The 16,912-nt window shown below is 64.1% G+C and carries 11 protein-coding genes; 10 read left to right on the top strand and 1 reads right to left on the bottom strand.

Going from position 1 to position 16,912, the window contains the following annotated elements:
* The first annotated feature begins 168 nt into the window (after positions 1–168).
* The 10 genes from ygfK (at position 169) to xdhC (ending at position 16,030) form a co-directional block, all read left to right on the top strand.
* The gene (gene ygfK / locus ABCN07_RS00740; RefSeq protein WP_343004958.1) at positions 169–3,168 is read left to right on the top strand and encodes a putative selenate reductase subunit YgfK; all 3,000 of its coding nucleotides are present in this window, start codon (positions 169–171) and stop codon (positions 3,166–3,168) included.
* Positions 3,169–3,285: 117 nt separating this feature from the next.
* Positions 3,286–3,810, top strand: coding sequence for a 4Fe-4S binding protein (locus ABCN07_RS00745; RefSeq protein WP_343004959.1), 525 nt, complete (start codon positions 3,286–3,288; stop codon positions 3,808–3,810).
* A gap of 10 nt (positions 3,811–3,820) precedes the next feature.
* Positions 3,821–6,640 (top strand): selenium-dependent xanthine dehydrogenase, encoded by a 2,820-nt coding sequence (xdh, locus tag ABCN07_RS00750; protein WP_343004960.1) that lies wholly within the window; start codon positions 3,821–3,823, stop codon positions 6,638–6,640.
* 104 nt (positions 6,641–6,744) lie between these two features.
* Positions 6,745–8,256, top strand: a complete 1,512-nt coding sequence (locus ABCN07_RS00755; protein WP_343004961.1) for an ABC transporter ATP-binding protein — start codon at positions 6,745–6,747, stop codon at positions 8,254–8,256.
* Between the two features lie 13 nt (positions 8,257–8,269).
* On the top strand, positions 8,270–9,385 hold the full coding sequence (locus tag ABCN07_RS00760) for an ABC transporter permease (protein WP_343004962.1): 1,116 nt from the start codon (positions 8,270–8,272) through the stop codon (positions 9,383–9,385).
* The gene (locus ABCN07_RS00765; RefSeq protein WP_343004963.1) at positions 9,385–10,317 is read left to right on the top strand and encodes an ABC transporter permease; all 933 of its coding nucleotides are present in this window, start codon (positions 9,385–9,387) and stop codon (positions 10,315–10,317) included. Before ABCN07_RS00760 ends, ABCN07_RS00765 begins: the two co-directional genes overlap by 1 nt.
* Before the next feature lie 259 nt (positions 10,318–10,576).
* Entirely contained in the window at positions 10,577–11,662 is a 1,086-nt protein-coding gene (locus ABCN07_RS00770; protein WP_343004964.1) for a BMP family ABC transporter substrate-binding protein, read from the top strand.
* A 655-nt stretch (positions 11,663–12,317) separates the two neighbouring features.
* Complete coding sequence (xdhA, locus tag ABCN07_RS00775) at positions 12,318–14,660, top strand: xanthine dehydrogenase subunit XdhA (protein ID WP_343004965.1); 2,343 nt, start codon at positions 12,318–12,320, stop codon at positions 14,658–14,660.
* Positions 14,661–15,542 carry a xanthine dehydrogenase subunit XdhB gene (xdhB, locus tag ABCN07_RS00780; protein ID WP_343004966.1) on the top strand — a complete coding sequence of 294 codons (882 nt, stop codon included), beginning with the start codon at positions 14,661–14,663 and terminating at the stop codon, positions 15,540–15,542. It abuts the gene before it with no gap.
* Complete coding sequence (xdhC, locus tag ABCN07_RS00785) at positions 15,542–16,030, top strand: xanthine dehydrogenase subunit XdhC (protein WP_293835186.1); 489 nt, start codon at positions 15,542–15,544, stop codon at positions 16,028–16,030. The genes xdhB and xdhC overlap by 1 nt, the downstream gene beginning before the upstream one ends.
* A 221-nt stretch (positions 16,031–16,251) precedes the next feature.
* On the opposite strand, the gene ABCN07_RS00790 is transcribed toward xdhC, so the two are convergent.
* The gene (locus tag ABCN07_RS00790) at positions 16,252–16,731 is read right to left on the bottom strand and encodes a hypothetical protein (protein ID WP_343004967.1); all 480 of its coding nucleotides are present in this window, start codon (positions 16,729–16,731) and stop codon (positions 16,252–16,254) included.
* Positions 16,732–16,912 lie beyond the last annotated feature (181 nt).

The following is a 16,912-nucleotide window of genomic DNA, read 5'->3' on the forward strand; positions in this document are numbered from 1 at the left end:
CCCGTGGGCGTAGCCGGGCTGGGACCTGGCTGCGCGTTCTCGTCCGGGCGGGGTCTGGACGAGGGCAAGGCGGCCTCCGCGGGGCCGTCGCGCGGGCGTAGGCTCGCCCGCGTTATCCACACTCGCCACGTCGCGCGGTCTCGACGGGGCAGGAGAGGAGCTCACACCATGAGCGACGTCATGAGGCCGATCCCGTTCGCACAGCTGATGAACTGGATCATCACCGAGCACGCAGACAAGGGCAGCATCTTCGGCATCCGCAAGATCGTGCGTCACGAGGGCGGTGCCGACCCGATCTTCGCCGAGAAGATCGAGACGCCCTTTGGTCCCGCCGCTGGCCCGAACAGCCAGCTCGCCCAGAACATCGTCGCCTCCTACGTGGCCGGCGCCCGCTTCTTCGAGCTCAAGACCGTCCAGGTCATGGACGGCGAGGAGCTTTCCGCGTGCGTCAACAAGCCCTGCATCGTGGCTGAGGACGAGTGCTACAACTGCGAGTGGTCCACGGAGCTCACTGTTCCGCAGGCCATGGACGAGTACATCAAGGCGTGGTGGGCCTGCAAGCTGCTTGCCCGCGAGCTCGGCCTTGGCGACCCGGACGGCTTCGTCTTCAACATGAGCGTGGGCTATGACCTCGAGGGCATCAAGAGCCCCAAGGTCGACGCCTACATCGAGGGCATGAAGGACGCCTCCAAGACCGACGTCTGGGCGGAGTGCCAGGCCTGGGCCAGCGCCAACCTCAACCGCTTCGAGAACGTCGACCAGGCATTCGTCGACTCCGTGAGCCCGCACGTCTCCTCCTCCGTGACCGAGTCCACGCTCCACGGTTGCCCGCCGGCGGAGATCGAGCGCATCGCCACCTATCTCATCACCGAGAAGGGCCTCAACACCTACATCAAGTGCAATCCCACGCTGCTCGGCTATGAATACGCTCGCGAGCGCCTCGATTCCCTTGGCTTCGACTACATCGCCTTCGACGACAAGCACTTCCGCGAGGACCTGCAGTGGGCGGACGCCATTCCCATGTTCGAGCGCCTCATCAAGCTCACCGCCGAGTGCGGCCTGTCCTTCGGCGTGAAGCTCACGAACACCTTCCCCGTCGACGTCACCCGCAAGGAGCTTCCGAGCGAGGAGATGTACATGAGCGGCCGTTCGCTGTTCCCGCTCACCATCCACCTCGCGCGCCGCATCTCCGAGCAGTTCGACGGCAAGCTGCGCATCTCCTACTCCGGCGGCGCTGACGCCCAGAACATTCGCGAGGTCTACGGCGCCGGCATCTGGCCCGTCACTATGGCCACGACCGTCCTCAAGCCCGGCGGCTACGAGCGCTTCTCTCAGATCGCCGGCCTTCTTACCGACGTCGCTCGCAAGGATGACGTCGACGTCGCCGCAGTCGCCGCTCTCGACGAGGCCGTCGCCGCCTCCCCGAAGTACAAGAAGCCCGTCAAGCCGATGCCGACCCACAAGCTCGACTGGCCGCTCCCGCTGACGAACTGCTTCACCTCGCCCTGCCGCAACAACTGCCCGATCGAGCAGGACATCCCGGCCTACCTCGCCGCCGTCGACGAGGGCAGGCTCGATGACGCCATCGCGATCATTGCCGAGCGCAACGCCCTGCCGTTCATCACCGGTAACCTCTGCCCGCATCCCTGCGGTGCCAAGTGCATGCGTGCCTTCTACGAGCCCGAGGGTGCCGCCATCCGCGCGAGCAAGCTGAAGGCCGCCCGCGGTGGCATCGACTCCCTGCTCGCCGCCATCAAGGCCGATGGCGTCAAGGCCGTCGACGGAGCCGCTGATCACAAGGTCGCCGTCATCGGTGGTGGCCCGGCTGGTCTTGCCTGCGCCTTCTTCCTCTCCCGCGCCGGCGCCGACGTCACGGTCCTCGAGCGCAAGGAGACCCTGGGCGGCGTCGCTCGCCACATCATCCCGGCGTTCCGCATCTCTGACGAGGACATTGACCGCGACGTCGAGCTCTGCCTCGCCTATGGCGCCAAGGTCAAGACCGGCGTCGAGGCCACGTCCGTCGCTGAGCTCAAGGCCGAGGGCTACACCGACGTCGTCGTCGCCTGCGGTGCCTGGGCTCCCGGCCACGTGGGCCTCGAGTACGGCGAGGAGATTGACGTCCTTGAGTTCCTCGGTGCCGCCAAGAGGGGAGAGGACCTCTCCGCCCTCGGCTCCGACGTCGTCATCGTCGGCGCTGGTAACACCGCCATGGACGCCGCCCGCGTCGCCAAGCGTCTCCCCGGCGTTGAGAACGTCCGCATCGTCTATCGCCGCACCAAGCGCTACATGCCCGCCGACGAGGAGGAGCTGGCCGAGGCTCTTGCCGAGGGCGTCGAGCTGTGCGAGCTGCTCGCCCCCAAGGGCCTCCGTGCTGGTGTCCTTGCCTGCGACAAGATGATTCTTGGCGAGCCTGACGAGTCCGGCCGCCGCAGCCCCGTCGCCACCGGTGAGGTCATCGAGGTCCCGGCCACGTCCGTGATCTGCGCCGTGGGCGAGCACATCGAGGGCTCCCTGTACGAGGCCGCCGGCGTCGAGGTCGACCGTCGCGGTCGTCCGGCCGGCTGCGCCACGGGCGTCGAGGGCGTTTGGGCCGCCGGTGACTGCCGCCGTGGACCCGCTCGCTTCGTTGACGCGATCGCCGATGCGCAGGAGGTCGCCAAGGGCATGCTCGGCGTCGACTTCTCCGCCTATGCCAGCGAGAACGTCCGCTCTGGTCACGAGGACGAGTGCTACGCCCGCAAGGGTGACCTGTGCCTCGGCTGCGCCGGCTGCTCCAAGAACTCCGGTTGCCTCGGCTGCGCCACCGTGTGCGAGGCCTGCTGCGACGTCTGCCCGAACCGCGCCAACGTCTCCATCGTCGTGCCGGGCCTCGCCCAGCACCAGGTCATCCACGTTGACGGCATGTGCAACGAGTGCGGCAACTGCGCCGTGTTCTGCCCGTGGAGCGGTCGCCCCTACAAGGACAAGCTCACGCTTTTCTGGAGCGCCGAGGACATGGGCAACTCCGAGAACCAGGGCTTCCTGGCCCAGCCCGACGGCACGTTCCTCGTGCGCGTTGGCGGCAAGACCGCTGCCTACGACGTCGATGACGCCGCCTGCGGCCTGCCCGAGGAGGTCCGCCTGACCATCAAGGCCACGCGCGACTCCTACGGCTACCTGTTCGCCTAGAAGCGAGATCCGGGCCGTCTCTTTTTCGGACGGTCCGTAAGGTCAGCCAAGTACGTATCGATTCAAGACCTGGGTGGCGCCGGGAGCGTCCGGCGCCACCTTCCGAGGGGAACGACCATGGGTGAGATGACCCCCAAGACAGCCAAGCCAAAGGCCCCCGCGCGCCCGCGCAAGCCGCGTCCCGTCGCGTTCGTGCGCTGCGGCGGCGGTAACAAGACCTGCGACGGCGCGCCGTCGTGCGGCCAGGGCTGCATTGGTTGCGGCAGTTGCGTCGAGGCTTGCAAGTTCGGCGCCATCAGCATGAACGAGCACGGCGTGGCCTTCGTCAACCGCGAACTCTGCCGCGGTTGCGGGGTCTGCGTGCGCAAGTGCCCGAAGGGCGTCATCGAGCTCGTCGACCCGGATCGCCCGATCCGCGTGCGCTGCGTGAACACCTCGCACCCACAGACGGCGAAGGACAAGTGCCACATGAGCTGCATCGGCTGCGGTCGCTGCGTGCGCGTCTGCCCGACGGGCGCGATCAGCCTCGACCATGGACACGCCCGCATCGACTACGACGAGTGCATCGCCTGTGGCATGTGCGCAGTCACCTGCCCGCGCGGCGCCATCTCAGACGCCGGCGGCATGTTCGCGGCAGTGTAGGGGAGACGACATGACTACCAACGAGAAGAAGACCGCCGTCGCGGCGCAGGGTACGCCGTCCAAGGCGTATGAGATCATCGTCAACGGGCGCGTCGAGGTGGCTCGCGAGAACAAGTCGCTCCTCCGCTTCCTGCGCGACGACCTCCACATCACGAGCGCCAAGGACGGCTGCTCCGAGGGTGCCTGCGGTGCCTGCATGGTCATCGTCGATGGTCGCGCCGTCCGCGCGTGCGTCCTCACGACGAAGCTCGCGGCCGGCCGTACCGTGACCACGGTCGAGGGCCTCACCCACGAGGAGCAGGAGGCCTTCGTCTATGCTTTCGGTGCCGTCGGCGCCGTCCAGTGCGGCTTCTGCATCCCCGGTATGGTCATCTCCGGCACCGCACTCGTGCGCAAGAACCCCGATCCCACGGAGGCCGAGGTCAAGCGTGCCATCCGCGGCAACGTCTGCCGATGCACCGGCTACAAGAAGATCATCGAGGGCATCCTGCTCGCCGCCGCCATCCTGCGCGGCGACGAGGTGGTCGATCCCGCCCTCGAGCGCGGCGATGACTACGGTGTGGGCAAGCGCGCCTTCCGCGTCGACGTCCGCCGTAAGGTCCTCGGCTTTGGCAAGTACCCTGACGACCTCGACCAGCGCGACTTCCCGGATATGGTCTTCGCGAGCGCCGTCCGCTCCCGCTTTCCGCGTGCCCGCGTGGTGAAGATCGACTTCGAGAAGGCGGCCAAGCAGCCCGGCATCCTCGGCATCCTCACCGCTGACGACGTGCCCGTCAACCAGGTGGGCCACCTCATCCAGGACTGGGACGTCATGATCGCGGAGGGCGACATCACTCGCTGCGTCGGAGATGCCATCGTGCTCGTGGTGGGCGAGACCCCGGCCCAGGTCGAGCGCGCAAAGAAGTTCGTGAAGGTCACCTACGAGCAGCTCGAACCCGTCCGCAACATCGCGGAGGCCGCCGCTCCGAACGCCCCACTCATCCATGACGGCTTCCTCGCCTTCGGCAACCAGGTGAAGCTCGAGAACAACATCTGCCAGCAGCGTCACGTCACTCGCGGCGACGCCAAGACGGCGCTCGAGAACTCCGCGTTCACGGCGACGCAGAGCTTCACGACGCCGTTCACCGAGCACGCCTTCCTCGAGCCCGAGTGCGCCGTCGCTGCCCCTTACAAGGACGGCGTGAAGATCTGGTCGACGGACCAGGGCGCCTACGACACGCGCAAGGAATGCGCGCACATGTTCGGCTGGGACGCCACGCCCGAGCGCGTCGTCGTCGAGACGATGCTCGTCGGCGGCGGCTTCGGTGGCAAGGAGGACGTCTCCGTCCAGCACCTTGCCGCGCTGGCGGCGGTGCACTTCGGCCGAGCCGTCAAGTGCCGCCTCACGCGCCAGGAGTCGATCAACTTCCACCCGAAGCGCCACCCGATGGAGGGTACCTTCACGCTCGGTTGCGACGCCGAGGGCAACTTCACCGCGCTCGACTGCGAGATCAACTTCGACACGGGCGCCTACGCGAGCCTGTGTGGCCCGGTCCTTGAGCGCGCCTGTACGCACTCCGTCGGCCCCTACAAGTACCAGAACACCGACATCCGCGGCTATGGCTACTACACCAACAACCCGCCTTCCGGCGCCTTCCGTGGCTTCGGCGTGTGCCAGAGCGAGTTCGCGCTCGAGAGCCTCATCGACATCCTTGCCGAGAAGGTCGGGCTGGACCCGTGGGAGATTCGCTACCGCAACGCCATTGAGCCGGGCGAGGTCCTCCCGAACGGCCAGATCGCGGACTGCTCCACCGCCCTGAAGGAGACCCTTGAGGCCGTGAAGGACGCCTACTACGCGCATCCCGGCCACGCAGGCATCGCCTGCTCGATGAAGAACTCGGGCGTCGGCGTCGGCCTTCCGGATGCGGGCCGCTGCAACATCCGCGTCGAGCATGGCCGCGCCGTGGTCTATGCCGCCACGTCCGACATCGGCCAAGGCTGCAACACGGTCTTCCTGCAGGACGTCTCCGAGGCCTGCGGCCTTCCGCGCGAGCGCATCGAGAACGGTGAGTGCTCGACCGAGAACGCGCCTGACTCCGGAACCACCTCCGGCTCCCGCCAGACGGTGGTCACGGGCGAGGCCGTCCGCGGCGCCTCGTTCCTGCTGCGTGACGCCATGATCGCCTACGAGCGCGACCACACCCTCCCCGAGGGCCCGGTCAGCGCCAAGGGCGACGGCAAGAGCTTCTCGTTCGCGGACGGCACGAGCTTCGAGGTGCCCGCCGCCGAGCTCGTCCCCGGCAACACCCGCACGGCGGCCGACCCCGTCGCCGCGCTCGAGGCGCTTGAGGGCAAGGAGTTCTTCTACGAGTATCTCGAGCCCACCGACAAGCTCGGAGCCGACGTCCCCAACGCGAAGAGCCACATCTGCTACGGCTTCGCCACGCATGTGGTTGTGCTCGATGACGATGGTCGCGTGACCGATGTCTACGCCGCGCACGACTCCGGCAAAGTCGTGAACCCGATCGCCATCCAGGGCCAGATTGAGGGCGGCGTCCTCATGGGCATGGGATACGCGCTTACGGAGGACCTGGGGATCGAGGATTGCGTCCCCGCCGCCGGCTACGGTAAGCTGGGACTCTTCCGCGCGACGGACATCCCCGACATCCATGCCATCTACGTCGAGCGTGACGAACAGCTGCCCGTCGCCTATGGTGGCAAGGGCATTGGCGAGATCGCGACCATCCCGACAGCCCCGGCCGTCCAGAACGCCTATCGAGCCCTTGACGGTAAACTTCGCCCGAACCTTCCGATGGTCGATACCTATTACTCTCGAAAGAGGGCAAAATAGGACATAAAAGAAGGCATACTGGGTTGGTAAGCTGACAGTAATGGTAGAGAAACAACCCGGGTGGAAAATATCTCTGAAGGCACGCGATTGGAAAGGTGGTAGCTATGGCCGAGTTGCTTCGCATGGACAACATCAGCAAGGCATTCGGCACGTTCTACGCGAACAAGAACGTAAACCTCGATATCGAGCAAGGCGAGGTACATACGCTTCTTGGTGAGAACGGTGCCGGCAAGTCGACGCTCATGAACGTCCTCATCGGCCTTTACCAGCCAACTGACGGGCACATCTTCATGCGCGGGCAGGAGGTGCACATCACCAACCCCGGTGTCGCCGTCGAGCATGGCATCGGCATGGTCCACCAGCACTTCATGCTCATCGAGGACATGACGGGTCTCGAGAACATCATCCTGGGCGACAAGCGTCACAACTCGCCGCTGCTTCAGATCGCGGATGACCGCAAGGCCATCGAGGAGCTTATGGATCGCTACGGCATGGAGATCGACCTCGACGAGAAGGTTGGCGACATGTCCATCGGCATGCAGCAGCGCGTCGAGATCATGAAGGTCCTGTTCCGTGGCGCCGACCTCGTCATCCTCGACGAGCCCACTGCCGTCCTGACGGACCTCGAGGTCGAGGGCCTGTTCGACATCATGCACTCGCTCACCGCCGAGGGTAAGTCCGTCATCTTCATCTCCCACAAGATGCGCGAGGTCATGCGCATCTCCGATCGCGTGACGGTCCTCCGCCGTGGCGAGACCATCGAGACGGTCCGCGTCGCGGATACCACCGAGCAGGAGCTCGCGGACCTCATGATCGGCCAGAAGTTCACGGAGAGCACCTACCAGAAGGTCTCGGATGCCTCCGAGGTCGCCTTCGAGCTCAAGGGAGTCTCCTACCAGCCCGAGGTCAAGCATGGCGGCCTCAAGAACGTGTCGCTCGCCATCCACAAGGGAGAGATTCTCGGAGTCGCCGGCATCGACGGTAATGGCCAGAGCCAGCTTGCCGCCCTCGTCACGGGCCTTCTCAAGCCCGAGTCCGGCGAGGTCTTCGGTCCGGACGGTTCCGCCATCGGCCTCTTCAGCCCGAGCGCCTTCATCGAAACCGGCCTTGGCAACATCCCCGAGGACCGCAACAAGATGGGCCTTGTCGGTGACATGACGGTCGCCGAGAATCTCGTGCTCAAGGCCACCGAGGACGAGCGCTTCTCCGCCGGCCACGGCGCCTGGCTCAAGCTCGACGCCATCCGCGAGCACGCCGAGCGTCTGCGCGAGGAGAACGACATCCGCTGCACCTCCGTCGAGCAGACTGCCCGTTCGCTCTCCGGTGGCAACCAGCAGAAAGTCATCCTCGCCCGCGAGCTCGACGCCCACCCGAAGCTTCTCGTGGCCGTCTATCCCACGCGCGGCCTCGACATTGGAGCCACCGAGTTCATCCATGATCAAATCATCGCCCAGCGCGACGCCGGATGCGCGGTCCTTCTCATCTCTGCGGACTTCGACGAGGTGCTGAAGCTCTCGGATCGCATCACGGTCCTGTTCGAGGGCGAGATCATGGGCACGTATCCTGGCGCGAATCCTCCCATCAAGGAGATTTCGCTCGCCATGGCAGGAAAGTAGGAGGGGAGGGACAGTGGCTGACAACAAGAAGAAGGCGGCGCCCTCGAAGAAGGGCGCCCTGAGCGAGGAACAGCTGCGCGAGAAGCGCCTGACGATCATCACGCCGGTCGTGTCCGTGCTCCTTGCCCTCATCATCGGCGCGATCATCATCGCCTGCCTCGGCAAGAACCCGATCACGGGCTATGCCGCGATGCTGAAGGGCTCTCTTGGCGATATCGGCAAGATTGGCAAGACGCTTGAGCGTGCCTGCCCGCTGATCTTCACGGGTCTTGCCGCCGTGTTCGCCTACAAGTGCGGCGTGTTCAACCTCGGCGGCGAGGGCCAGTTCATCATGGGCGCCTCCGCCTCCGCGTACTTCGTGCTGAAGCTTGGCCTCACCGGCCCGTCCGCCATCGCGGTGGGCCTCGTCGTGGGCATCGTCTTCGGTGGGCTGTGGGCGCTCCTCCCGGGTATCCTCAAGATCACCCGAGGGCTCAACGAGATGATCACGACGATCATGTTCAACTACATCGCCCTGTACTTTATGGAGTTCCTCTACAAGAACGTCTACTCCGACCAGGGCCTGCCCCAGACTCCCGCCATGCCCAAGTCCGCGCATCTCTTGGACATCGGCCCCGCGCACTTTGGCGTGCTGATCGCCATTATCCTCGGCATCCTCGTCTGGTATGTGATTTTCCGCACGTCCTTCGGCTTCAAGATTCGTGCCGTGGGCATGAGCCCCACCGCTGCCAAGGTCAACGGCTTCCCCGTCCGCACGCTCGTGCTGCTCGCCTTCGTCATCTCCGGCGCCATCGCCGGCCTCGGCGGCGCCATCGAGCTCTTCGGCAAGACGCCGTTCCGCCTCGCTGACGGTTTTGGTTCCGGCTTCGGCTTCGACGGCGTGGCAATCGCGCTTATCGCGCAGCTCAACCCGCTTGGCGCCATCGTCGTCGCCCTGCTCTTCGGTGTGCTCTCCACGGGCGGCACGATGATGCAGTCCGTCATCGGCGTTCCCACGGCGATCATCGACATCATTCGTGGTCTCATCATCATCTTCGCCGTCGCGGGCATGGCCCTGGTGAAGCTGCCCAAGATCAAGGCGTACATCGCCTCGCTGGGCAAGAACAAGAAAGCTGAGGTGAAGGCGTAATGGATTTCATGGTTGCGCTTCCCACCATCGTCAGGGCGATGGCTATGGGCGCCGTGCCCATCCTGCTCGCCGCCCTGGGCGAGGTCTTCTCCGAGCGTGCCGGCATGGTCAACATCGGCCTTGAGGGAATCATGGTCGTGGGTGCCTTCGTGGCGTTCGCCGTCGGCAAGGTCACGGGCAACCTCTGGCTCGGCCTGCTCGTCGGCATGGCCGCAGGCGTGCTCATCAACATGATCTACGCGTTCTGCACGGTCACCCTCTGCTCTGACCAGGTGGTCACGAGCATGGCGGTCAACATCCTCGCGCCGGCCATCGCGCTTTTCGGATACAACCTGTTCGTCGGCTCCAACCCAGAGAACGCCACCGGCGCACAGATGCCCAACATCGCCATTCCCGGCCTGTGCGATCTCCCGGTCATCGGCAACGGCATGTTCAACCAGTCGCTGCTTGCCTACATCGCGTTCCTCCTCGTGCCCGTGGTTGCGTTCTTCTTCAAGCGCTGCCGCGCCGGCCTGTCGTTCCGCTCCGTGGGCGAGAAGCCCCAGGCCGCAGAGACCCTGGGCATCAACGTCATCCGCACCAAGTACGTGGCCTGCATCCTGTGCGGCGCCCTTGCCGCTGCGGGCGGCGCCTTCCTCACGATCTGCTACACGCCGATCTACACGAACGGCATCGTCGCGGGTCGCGGCTTCATCGCGCTGGCGACGGTCATCTTTGGCCGCTGGAGTGCCGTGGGCGTCATGCTCGCGAGCCTGCTCTTTGGCTTCTTCGATGGTGTGAACGTAGCCCTTCAGGCTCAGTTCCAGTCTGCGCCGGTCATGTTCTTCAAGATGATTCCGTATATCTTCACGATCGTGGCCCTCGTGTTCTTTGGCTCGAAGCACGCTGGTCCGAAGGCCAACGGTCAGCCGTATAACCGCGAGATCCGTTAGCGATACAATGAGACGGTGATTCGCGGGGGTGGGTCACCGTCTCGTGTACAGCTTGCATTTAGCGTCAGGTCGAGCGGATATAGGGGTTTCGCTTGTCTTGGCGCAAGGCAGGGACGGCATGGGCAGGCTTCGTTGGGCCCATCCGCCTTGCAGAATGGCATCACCTGCCGGATTCGGCAGAGGCGTTTAGTTTCATGCGTACGTGCACCAGGCTTTAAACGTGGGGCGCAAAAGAGCCCCGGAAAAGAAGGGAAGCACCATGAGCAAGAACATCAATCGTCGTCAGTTCGTCGCCGGTGGCGCCACCGCCGCTGCGGCCCTCGCCCTCACCGCGTGTGGTGGCTCTGGCTCTGACTCCGCCAGCACTGGCTCCGCCGAGAAGAGCTCCTACAAGGTCGCTATGATCATGAGCGGCATTATTACCGACGGCGGCTGGGACCAGGCCCACTATGAGTCCCTCAAGCGCGCCATTGACTCTCACCCCAACTGGGAGATGCTCGAGCCCAAGGAGAACGTCGCCAACGCCGACGCCGCCACCGCCGCCGAGTCCTACGTTGACCAGGACGTCGACCTGATCGTCGGCAACGGCAACCAGTTTGCCTCCACCTGGGCCGAGGTCGCTTCTGATGCCGCCGAGTCTCACCCCAACGTCCACTTCCTGATCACCAACACCAACCCTGAGCAGGAGCTCACTGACTACGAGAGCACCGACAACGTCGAGACCGTTCTTCCTGACTTCACGCAGCTCGGCGCCCTCGCCGGTGTCATCGCTGGCCTCATGACCCAGACGAAGTCCATTGGCTTCATCGGTGGCATGAAGCTTCCGAGCACGCTCGCCAAGTACAGCGCCTACCTCGCTGCTGCCCAGAAGATCGATTCCTCCATCCAGGGCCAGTACAACTTCGAGGCCGGCTTCTCCGACGCCGCGAAGGGCACCCAGCTCACCGAGCAGTGGATCAACTCCAAGAACGTCGATGTTATGTGGGGCGACGCCTCCGCGGTCGACAACGGCTCCCGTAAGGCCCTCGAGGCCGCCGGTGCCGACACTCACTTCGACATCGCCCAGCCGATCGACATCCTCGGCGACGACCAGCCGACCGTCATCGCTTCCACGGTGACCGACTGGAAGATCGACCAGGCCATGGACGAGATCGAGGCCGGCACTTTTGGTGGCGGCAAGGCCATCACCGCCAACATGGACAACGGCGGCGTCACCCTCGGCAAGTTCTCCGACAAGGTCCCGTCTGACGTCCAGGATAAGATCAACGAGTACGCCGATCAGATCAAGGCCGGCACCTACCTGAGCGACTCCGAGATCGAGGCCATCCAGTCCACGCTGGGCTAGTCTGGCTAACTTGCGTTTGAGCCGAGGGGCTGGGCGGGGCTGCGACGAAGTCGCAACGCGCGTCCGCGCAGCTGAGACGGTCGACGTGCGGTCGAAGTTGTTGTCGTTCGGCTAGAGCTAAAGACAATCGGCTATTTGGCCGGGATGCCAAGTGCGTCCCGGCCTTTTTTGCGCTGCGAACGCGAGATTGCGTGCGGGTTGGGACGGCGACGCTGCGTACAAACCGTCCGCCAACGTTTCGCTATTGCCAGATTATTGTCCACAAGTCCTTACCCCCACTGCGCGCTCGCCTTGCTTGCAGCGCAATGCAGACATGGCTCCGCGTGTCGCGGGGCCGCACGCATCTGCGGAATCCCTTCATCGCACTCTAGCGTTAAACTCACACAGCTATAACGCCCAGGTCAAAGGGGTTGTTGCGTTATTTGCGCTTCCCTGCCAGCCACCCGGTTTTCCCGCCCGTTCACCGCCCAAAAGTAGGCTCGCGCTGCTCGCTTGGCTAACCTTTTTTTAGCCAGCAAGACTTCTCATCAGAGAACGCCGCTTGCCATGGGGCGTTTAAGGATTCGCGTTCGCGAGTGCCGCCGCGCCTAGCTATGCGGGGCAGAGTCCCCACGCGCGCTCGGGAAGCGCGCAACAATTCCATAAGGAGGACGTCATGGAGACACTGAGGGAGGTCGGCAGGCCGATCCCAAGGGTTGACGCCTACGACAAGGTCACTGGTCGTGCGAAGTTCACGGATGACCTATGTCCCAAGCCTTGCCTTGAGGCAAAGCTTCTCCACTCCACCATCGCAAACGGTCGGGTCACCTCGATTGACACCACGGAGGCACTCAAGGTGCCGGGCGTCGTTGCTATCTACACGTGCTTCGACGTGCCCAAGCACCCATATCCCGTGGCCGGCCACCCCTGGTATGCCAACTCCGCCGCGGCCAAGCGTGACCAGGCTGACCGTCGCCTGCTTGACGACCGCGTGCGCATCTACGGTGACAACATCGCCGTCGTGGTGGGCGAGGATACCGTCGCTTGCGACCGCGCGCTGCGCCTGATTAAGGTCGAGTACGAGGAGTATCCCGTCGTCTACGACGCGATTGAGTCCATGAAGGGCACCGAGGTGCCCGTCCATGAGGCCAAGCCCGACAACATCGTCGCCCACACTTGCGCGGTCACGCCTGAGGACAAGCTCGCCGAGGCCGGTTACAAGACGGTGGAGGAGGCCCTCGAGGATCCCGCCTATCATCACATCGCCATCCATGCGGAGAGCCGCGAGCAGTCTCAGGTCCACATCGAGTCCTGCGTCTCTTACTGCTACATGGAGGGCAACAAGATCGTCTGCGTGAGCTCAACGCAGATCCCGCACGTCGTGCGCCGCGTCATCGGCCAGGCCCTTGGCATTCCCTGGGGCGACGTTCGCGTCATCAAGCCCTACATCGGCGGTGGCTTCGGCACAAAGCAGGACGTCCACTACGAGCCTCTCAATGCGTGGATCTGCAAGCAGCTCGGCGGCCGATGCGTCAGGCTCGAGATCTCGCGCGAGGAGCTCTTCTGGGCCACTTCGGGCCGCCAGCCCAAGACGTTCGACATCGAGTGCTCCTATGGCGACGACATGACCCTCCACGCTCGCAAGATCGTCGCGTACTCGAATACGGGCGGATACGTTCACCACGGTCACGCCCTCGTTCTCAACTCGGTGAACAGCTTCCGCTGGCTCTACCACACCAACGAGGTCGCCACGCACTCCGAGGCCTACACCATCTATACCAACGGCCCGCACACGGGAGCCATGCGCGCCTATGGCGTGCCCGAGGGCAACTGGGCGGCCGAGTGCCTCATGGGCGACATTGCCTATGACAACGGCTGGGATGGCCTCGAGTTCCGTCTCAAGAACGTCTATACCGACAAGTTCGTCGACGAGTTCACGCCTAACGGAGTCATTGCCGCCCATACTTGCGCCATCAGGGAGTGCGCCGAGAAGGGCAAGGCGTACATCGAGTGGGATCGCAAGAAGAGGGAGTACGCGAACGAGACCGGTCCGATTCGCCATGGCGTGGGCGTCGCGTTCTTCGTGTACAAGACTGCCGTCGCTCCGTTCGCGCTCGAGACGGCCACCGCTCAGGTCACGCTCAACCAGGACGGCTCGGTCCAGCTCCAGATGGGCGCCACCGAGATTGGCCAGGGAGCCGACACCGTCTTTAGCCAGATGGCAGCCGAGGCCATCGGCGTCGATACCGAGGACATCCACATCGTCTCGCAGCAGGACACGGACGTCACGCCCTATGACTCCGGTGCCTATGCGTCGCGCCAGACCTACGTCTCCGGCACGGCCGTGAAGAAGGCTGGCGAGACCCTCAGGGGCAAGATTCTCGACTTCGCGCGCAAGCTCACGCCCGACGCGCCCGGCGAGCTCGACCTGCATGACCATGCCATCTGGGACGGCGAGGGCAACAAAATCTGGAACCTCGCTGACCTCGCCCTCGAGGCCTACTACAACCTCGACGGAGCAGATCAGCTCTCCGCTCACGAGACCATCAACGTCCACACCAACACCATCGCCGGTGGCGTCACTTTCGCTGACGTCACGGTGGACATGCCACTTGGCCAGGTCACGGTCAACAAGATCATCAACGTCCAGGACTCTGGCCGCCTGATCAACCCCAAGCTCGTTGAGCAGCAGATTCACGGCGGTATGGCCCAGGGTATCGGTTATGGCCTCTACGAGGAGCTTCAGATCGACCCGAAGACCGCTCGCGTCCTCAACCCGACGCTTCTCGACTACAAGATCCCCACGACGATGGACCTGCCCGACCTCAAGGCGGACTTCGTCGAGAAGCCGTGCCCGACGGGGCCCTACGGCAACAAGGCGGTTGGCGAGACCCCGGTCATCCCGCCCGCATCCGCCATCCGAGACGCAATCCTCGACGCCACCGGCGTCAAGTTCTACGTGGAGCCCATGACGCCGCAGCGTCTGTTCGAGGGCTTCAAGGAAGCGGGGCTGATCTAGATGTACGACATCGAATCGCTCTATGAGGCCACCAGCGTGGCTGATGCCTGCGAGGCCCTTGCGGCCGACCCCTCCGCCGAGGTCATCGCCGGTGGTACCGACGTCCTGGTCATGCTGCGCGAGGGCAAGGGCGCGCCTGCCCATCTCGTCTCGATTCACGAGCTCCATGACGAACTCGATGGCGTGCGCCTTCTCGACGACGGCACCGTTTGGATCGGCCCCATCACGTGGTTCCATCACGTGACCACGTCCCCGGTCATCCAGGAGACCGTGCCGGTTCTCGGCGAGGCCTGCGACACCCCGGGCGGCCCGCAGCTGCGCGTCTCCGGCACGATTGGTGGCAACGTTTGCTCTGCCGCCACCTCGGCCGACTCCGCATCGACGCTCTTTGCGTTTGGTGCCCTGCTCGACCTTCAGAGTTCCCGCGGAACGCGCACCCTCCCCATTGAGGAGTGGTATGCCGGTCCCGGCCGTAGCCATCGCGAGCGTGACGAGCTTCTCGTGGGCATCCGAATTCCGCGCGACCACTACGAGGGCTTCTCCGGCCACTACTTCAAGTATGGCAAGCGTCGTGCCCTCGAGATCACCACGATGGGATGCTGCTGCCTGGTGAAGCTTGGCGAGGACAAGCGCACGATCGAGGATATCCGCCTCGCGTTTGGCGTCGCCGGCCCGACCCCGATGCGCGCCATCGCCGCCGAGGACGCCGTGCGCGGGCTCGATGTGGCCGAGGCCGCCGAGCGTATCGGCGAGCTCGCCTGTGCTTGCACCAACCCGCGTGACTCCTGGCGCGCGAGCAAGGACTTCCGCCTGCAGCTTATCAAGGAGATGTCGAAGCGTTCCCTCATCGAGGCCGCTCGAAAGGGAGGGGCTGATATTTAATGGATATGCGAATTCTTAAGTGCACCGTCAACGGCAAGGAAGTGCAGGTTGGCTATGACCCGCGCGAGAGCCTGCTCGACACGCTGCGCAACCGCCTTGGCCTCACGAGCGTCAAGCGCGGCTGTGAGGTGGGCGAGTGCGGTGCCTGCACCGTCCTGATCGACGGCGTCGCGACTGATACCTGTCTGTACCTTACCGAGTGGGCCCAGGGCAAGAACATCCTCACCGTTGAGGGTCTTCAGGCTCCGGACGGTACGCTCAACCCCGTCCAGCAGGCCTTTATCGACCAGTTTGCCGTTCAGTGCGGCTTCTGCATCCCTGGCATCATCATGAGCGCCGTGGAGATGATTGACTCTGGTAAGACCTTCACGCGCGACGAGATCCGCAAGAACCTCTCCGGCCACCTTTGCCGCTGCACCGGCTACCAGAACGTGATTGACGGCGTCGAAAAAGCGATTGAGATCGTCCACAAGGAGTGCGGCGAGTAGGCGAGAGACGTCTCGCTACTGTTGCCTAGCATGAGGGCCCGACTCCCCACGGAGCCGGACCCTCTATTTGTGCGGTTCAGAACTCTTGATGCCCGTCCAGGTCACCCCAGCAGCCAAGGCCCGCCTCTGCAACGTGGGTCTGCGTGGCCTCCGGACGCGGAGCGAGGGTTTTCTCGAAGAGCACCCGAGCGCAGCGTCCGGAGGCCACGCCGGACCTCGTTCTACGCCCAGTTCACGATGATCGTGTTGTTGTCGAGCTTCCCATTGCCTTGGTCAAGACCATCGCCCACGCAGACGTCATAACCGTTGCGTTGCAGGTCGTTGACGAACTTGGCCAAACGCGCCGAGTAGGTGTTGAGCAAGCGGGCCGTTTGGATGGGGGAGATGAGGTCCTGATCGCGACCGTAGATGATGTCGCAGATGGCGTCGGCGACATCCGTGTTGCTATTGGCAACGAGGTCGTTGTAGAAGGAGTTGCCCACACCGTTGCGATCGTCGACACCCGGAGCGAACTTTACCGAGAGCTCGTAGTGACCAAACTTCGCGTACATGCGGACGCGCGTGTCCGTGCGGGCGGCGCAGTTGCGGATGGCCCAGTTGATCGCGTTATCGGAGAGGGTGTCAGCCGCGGCGCGCTCGCGATTGGGTTTGGCCTCGTCCGCGATGGCGCGAGCCTCTTCTGCCTTGATCATGTCGAGCATGGTACCCTCCGTCTGAAGTCGTTGCGTGCGGTCGAATCGTATCCCAGGCCAACGCCGTGGCCTGGCAATACCGCTGATTCATATAGTAAATTACCGTTCGCGAGGTTATACCCGCCGTTTGCGCTCCACAACGTAAGAACCAAACAAATAGTTTTAGTAACTGAATAATATTTTGCATGTC

It is taken from the genome of Collinsella sp. 1033st1_E11_1033SCRN_220408, from assembly GCF_039062465.1.
Taxonomy (GTDB): Bacteria; Actinomycetota; Coriobacteriia; order Coriobacteriales; family Atopobiaceae; genus Parolsenella.

Excerpts from the sequence above, each read along its gene's own strand:
- ygfK (WP_343004958.1), top strand. The coding sequence starts at position 169 with ATGAGCGACGTCATGAGGCCGATCCCGTTCGCACAGCTGATGAACTGG.
- ABCN07_RS00745 (WP_343004959.1), top strand. The coding sequence starts at position 3,286 with ATGGGTGAGATGACCCCCAAGACAGCCAAGCCAAAGGCCCCCGCGCGC.
- xdh (WP_343004960.1), top strand. The coding sequence starts at position 3,821 with ATGACTACCAACGAGAAGAAGACCGCCGTCGCGGCGCAGGGTACGCCG.
- ABCN07_RS00755 (WP_343004961.1), top strand. The coding sequence starts at position 6,745 with ATGGCCGAGTTGCTTCGCATGGACAACATCAGCAAGGCATTCGGCACG.
- ABCN07_RS00765 (WP_343004963.1), top strand. The coding sequence starts at position 9,385 with ATGGATTTCATGGTTGCGCTTCCCACCATCGTCAGGGCGATGGCTATG.
- ABCN07_RS00770 (WP_343004964.1), top strand. The coding sequence starts at position 10,577 with ATGAGCAAGAACATCAATCGTCGTCAGTTCGTCGCCGGTGGCGCCACC.
- xdhA (WP_343004965.1), top strand. The coding sequence starts at position 12,318 with ATGGAGACACTGAGGGAGGTCGGCAGGCCGATCCCAAGGGTTGACGCC.
- xdhB (WP_343004966.1), top strand. The coding sequence starts at position 14,661 with ATGTACGACATCGAATCGCTCTATGAGGCCACCAGCGTGGCTGATGCC.
- xdhC (WP_293835186.1), top strand. The coding sequence starts at position 15,542 with ATGGATATGCGAATTCTTAAGTGCACCGTCAACGGCAAGGAAGTGCAG.
- ABCN07_RS00790 (WP_343004967.1), bottom strand. The coding sequence starts at position 16,731 with ATGCTCGACATGATCAAGGCAGAAGAGGCTCGCGCCATCGCGGACGAG.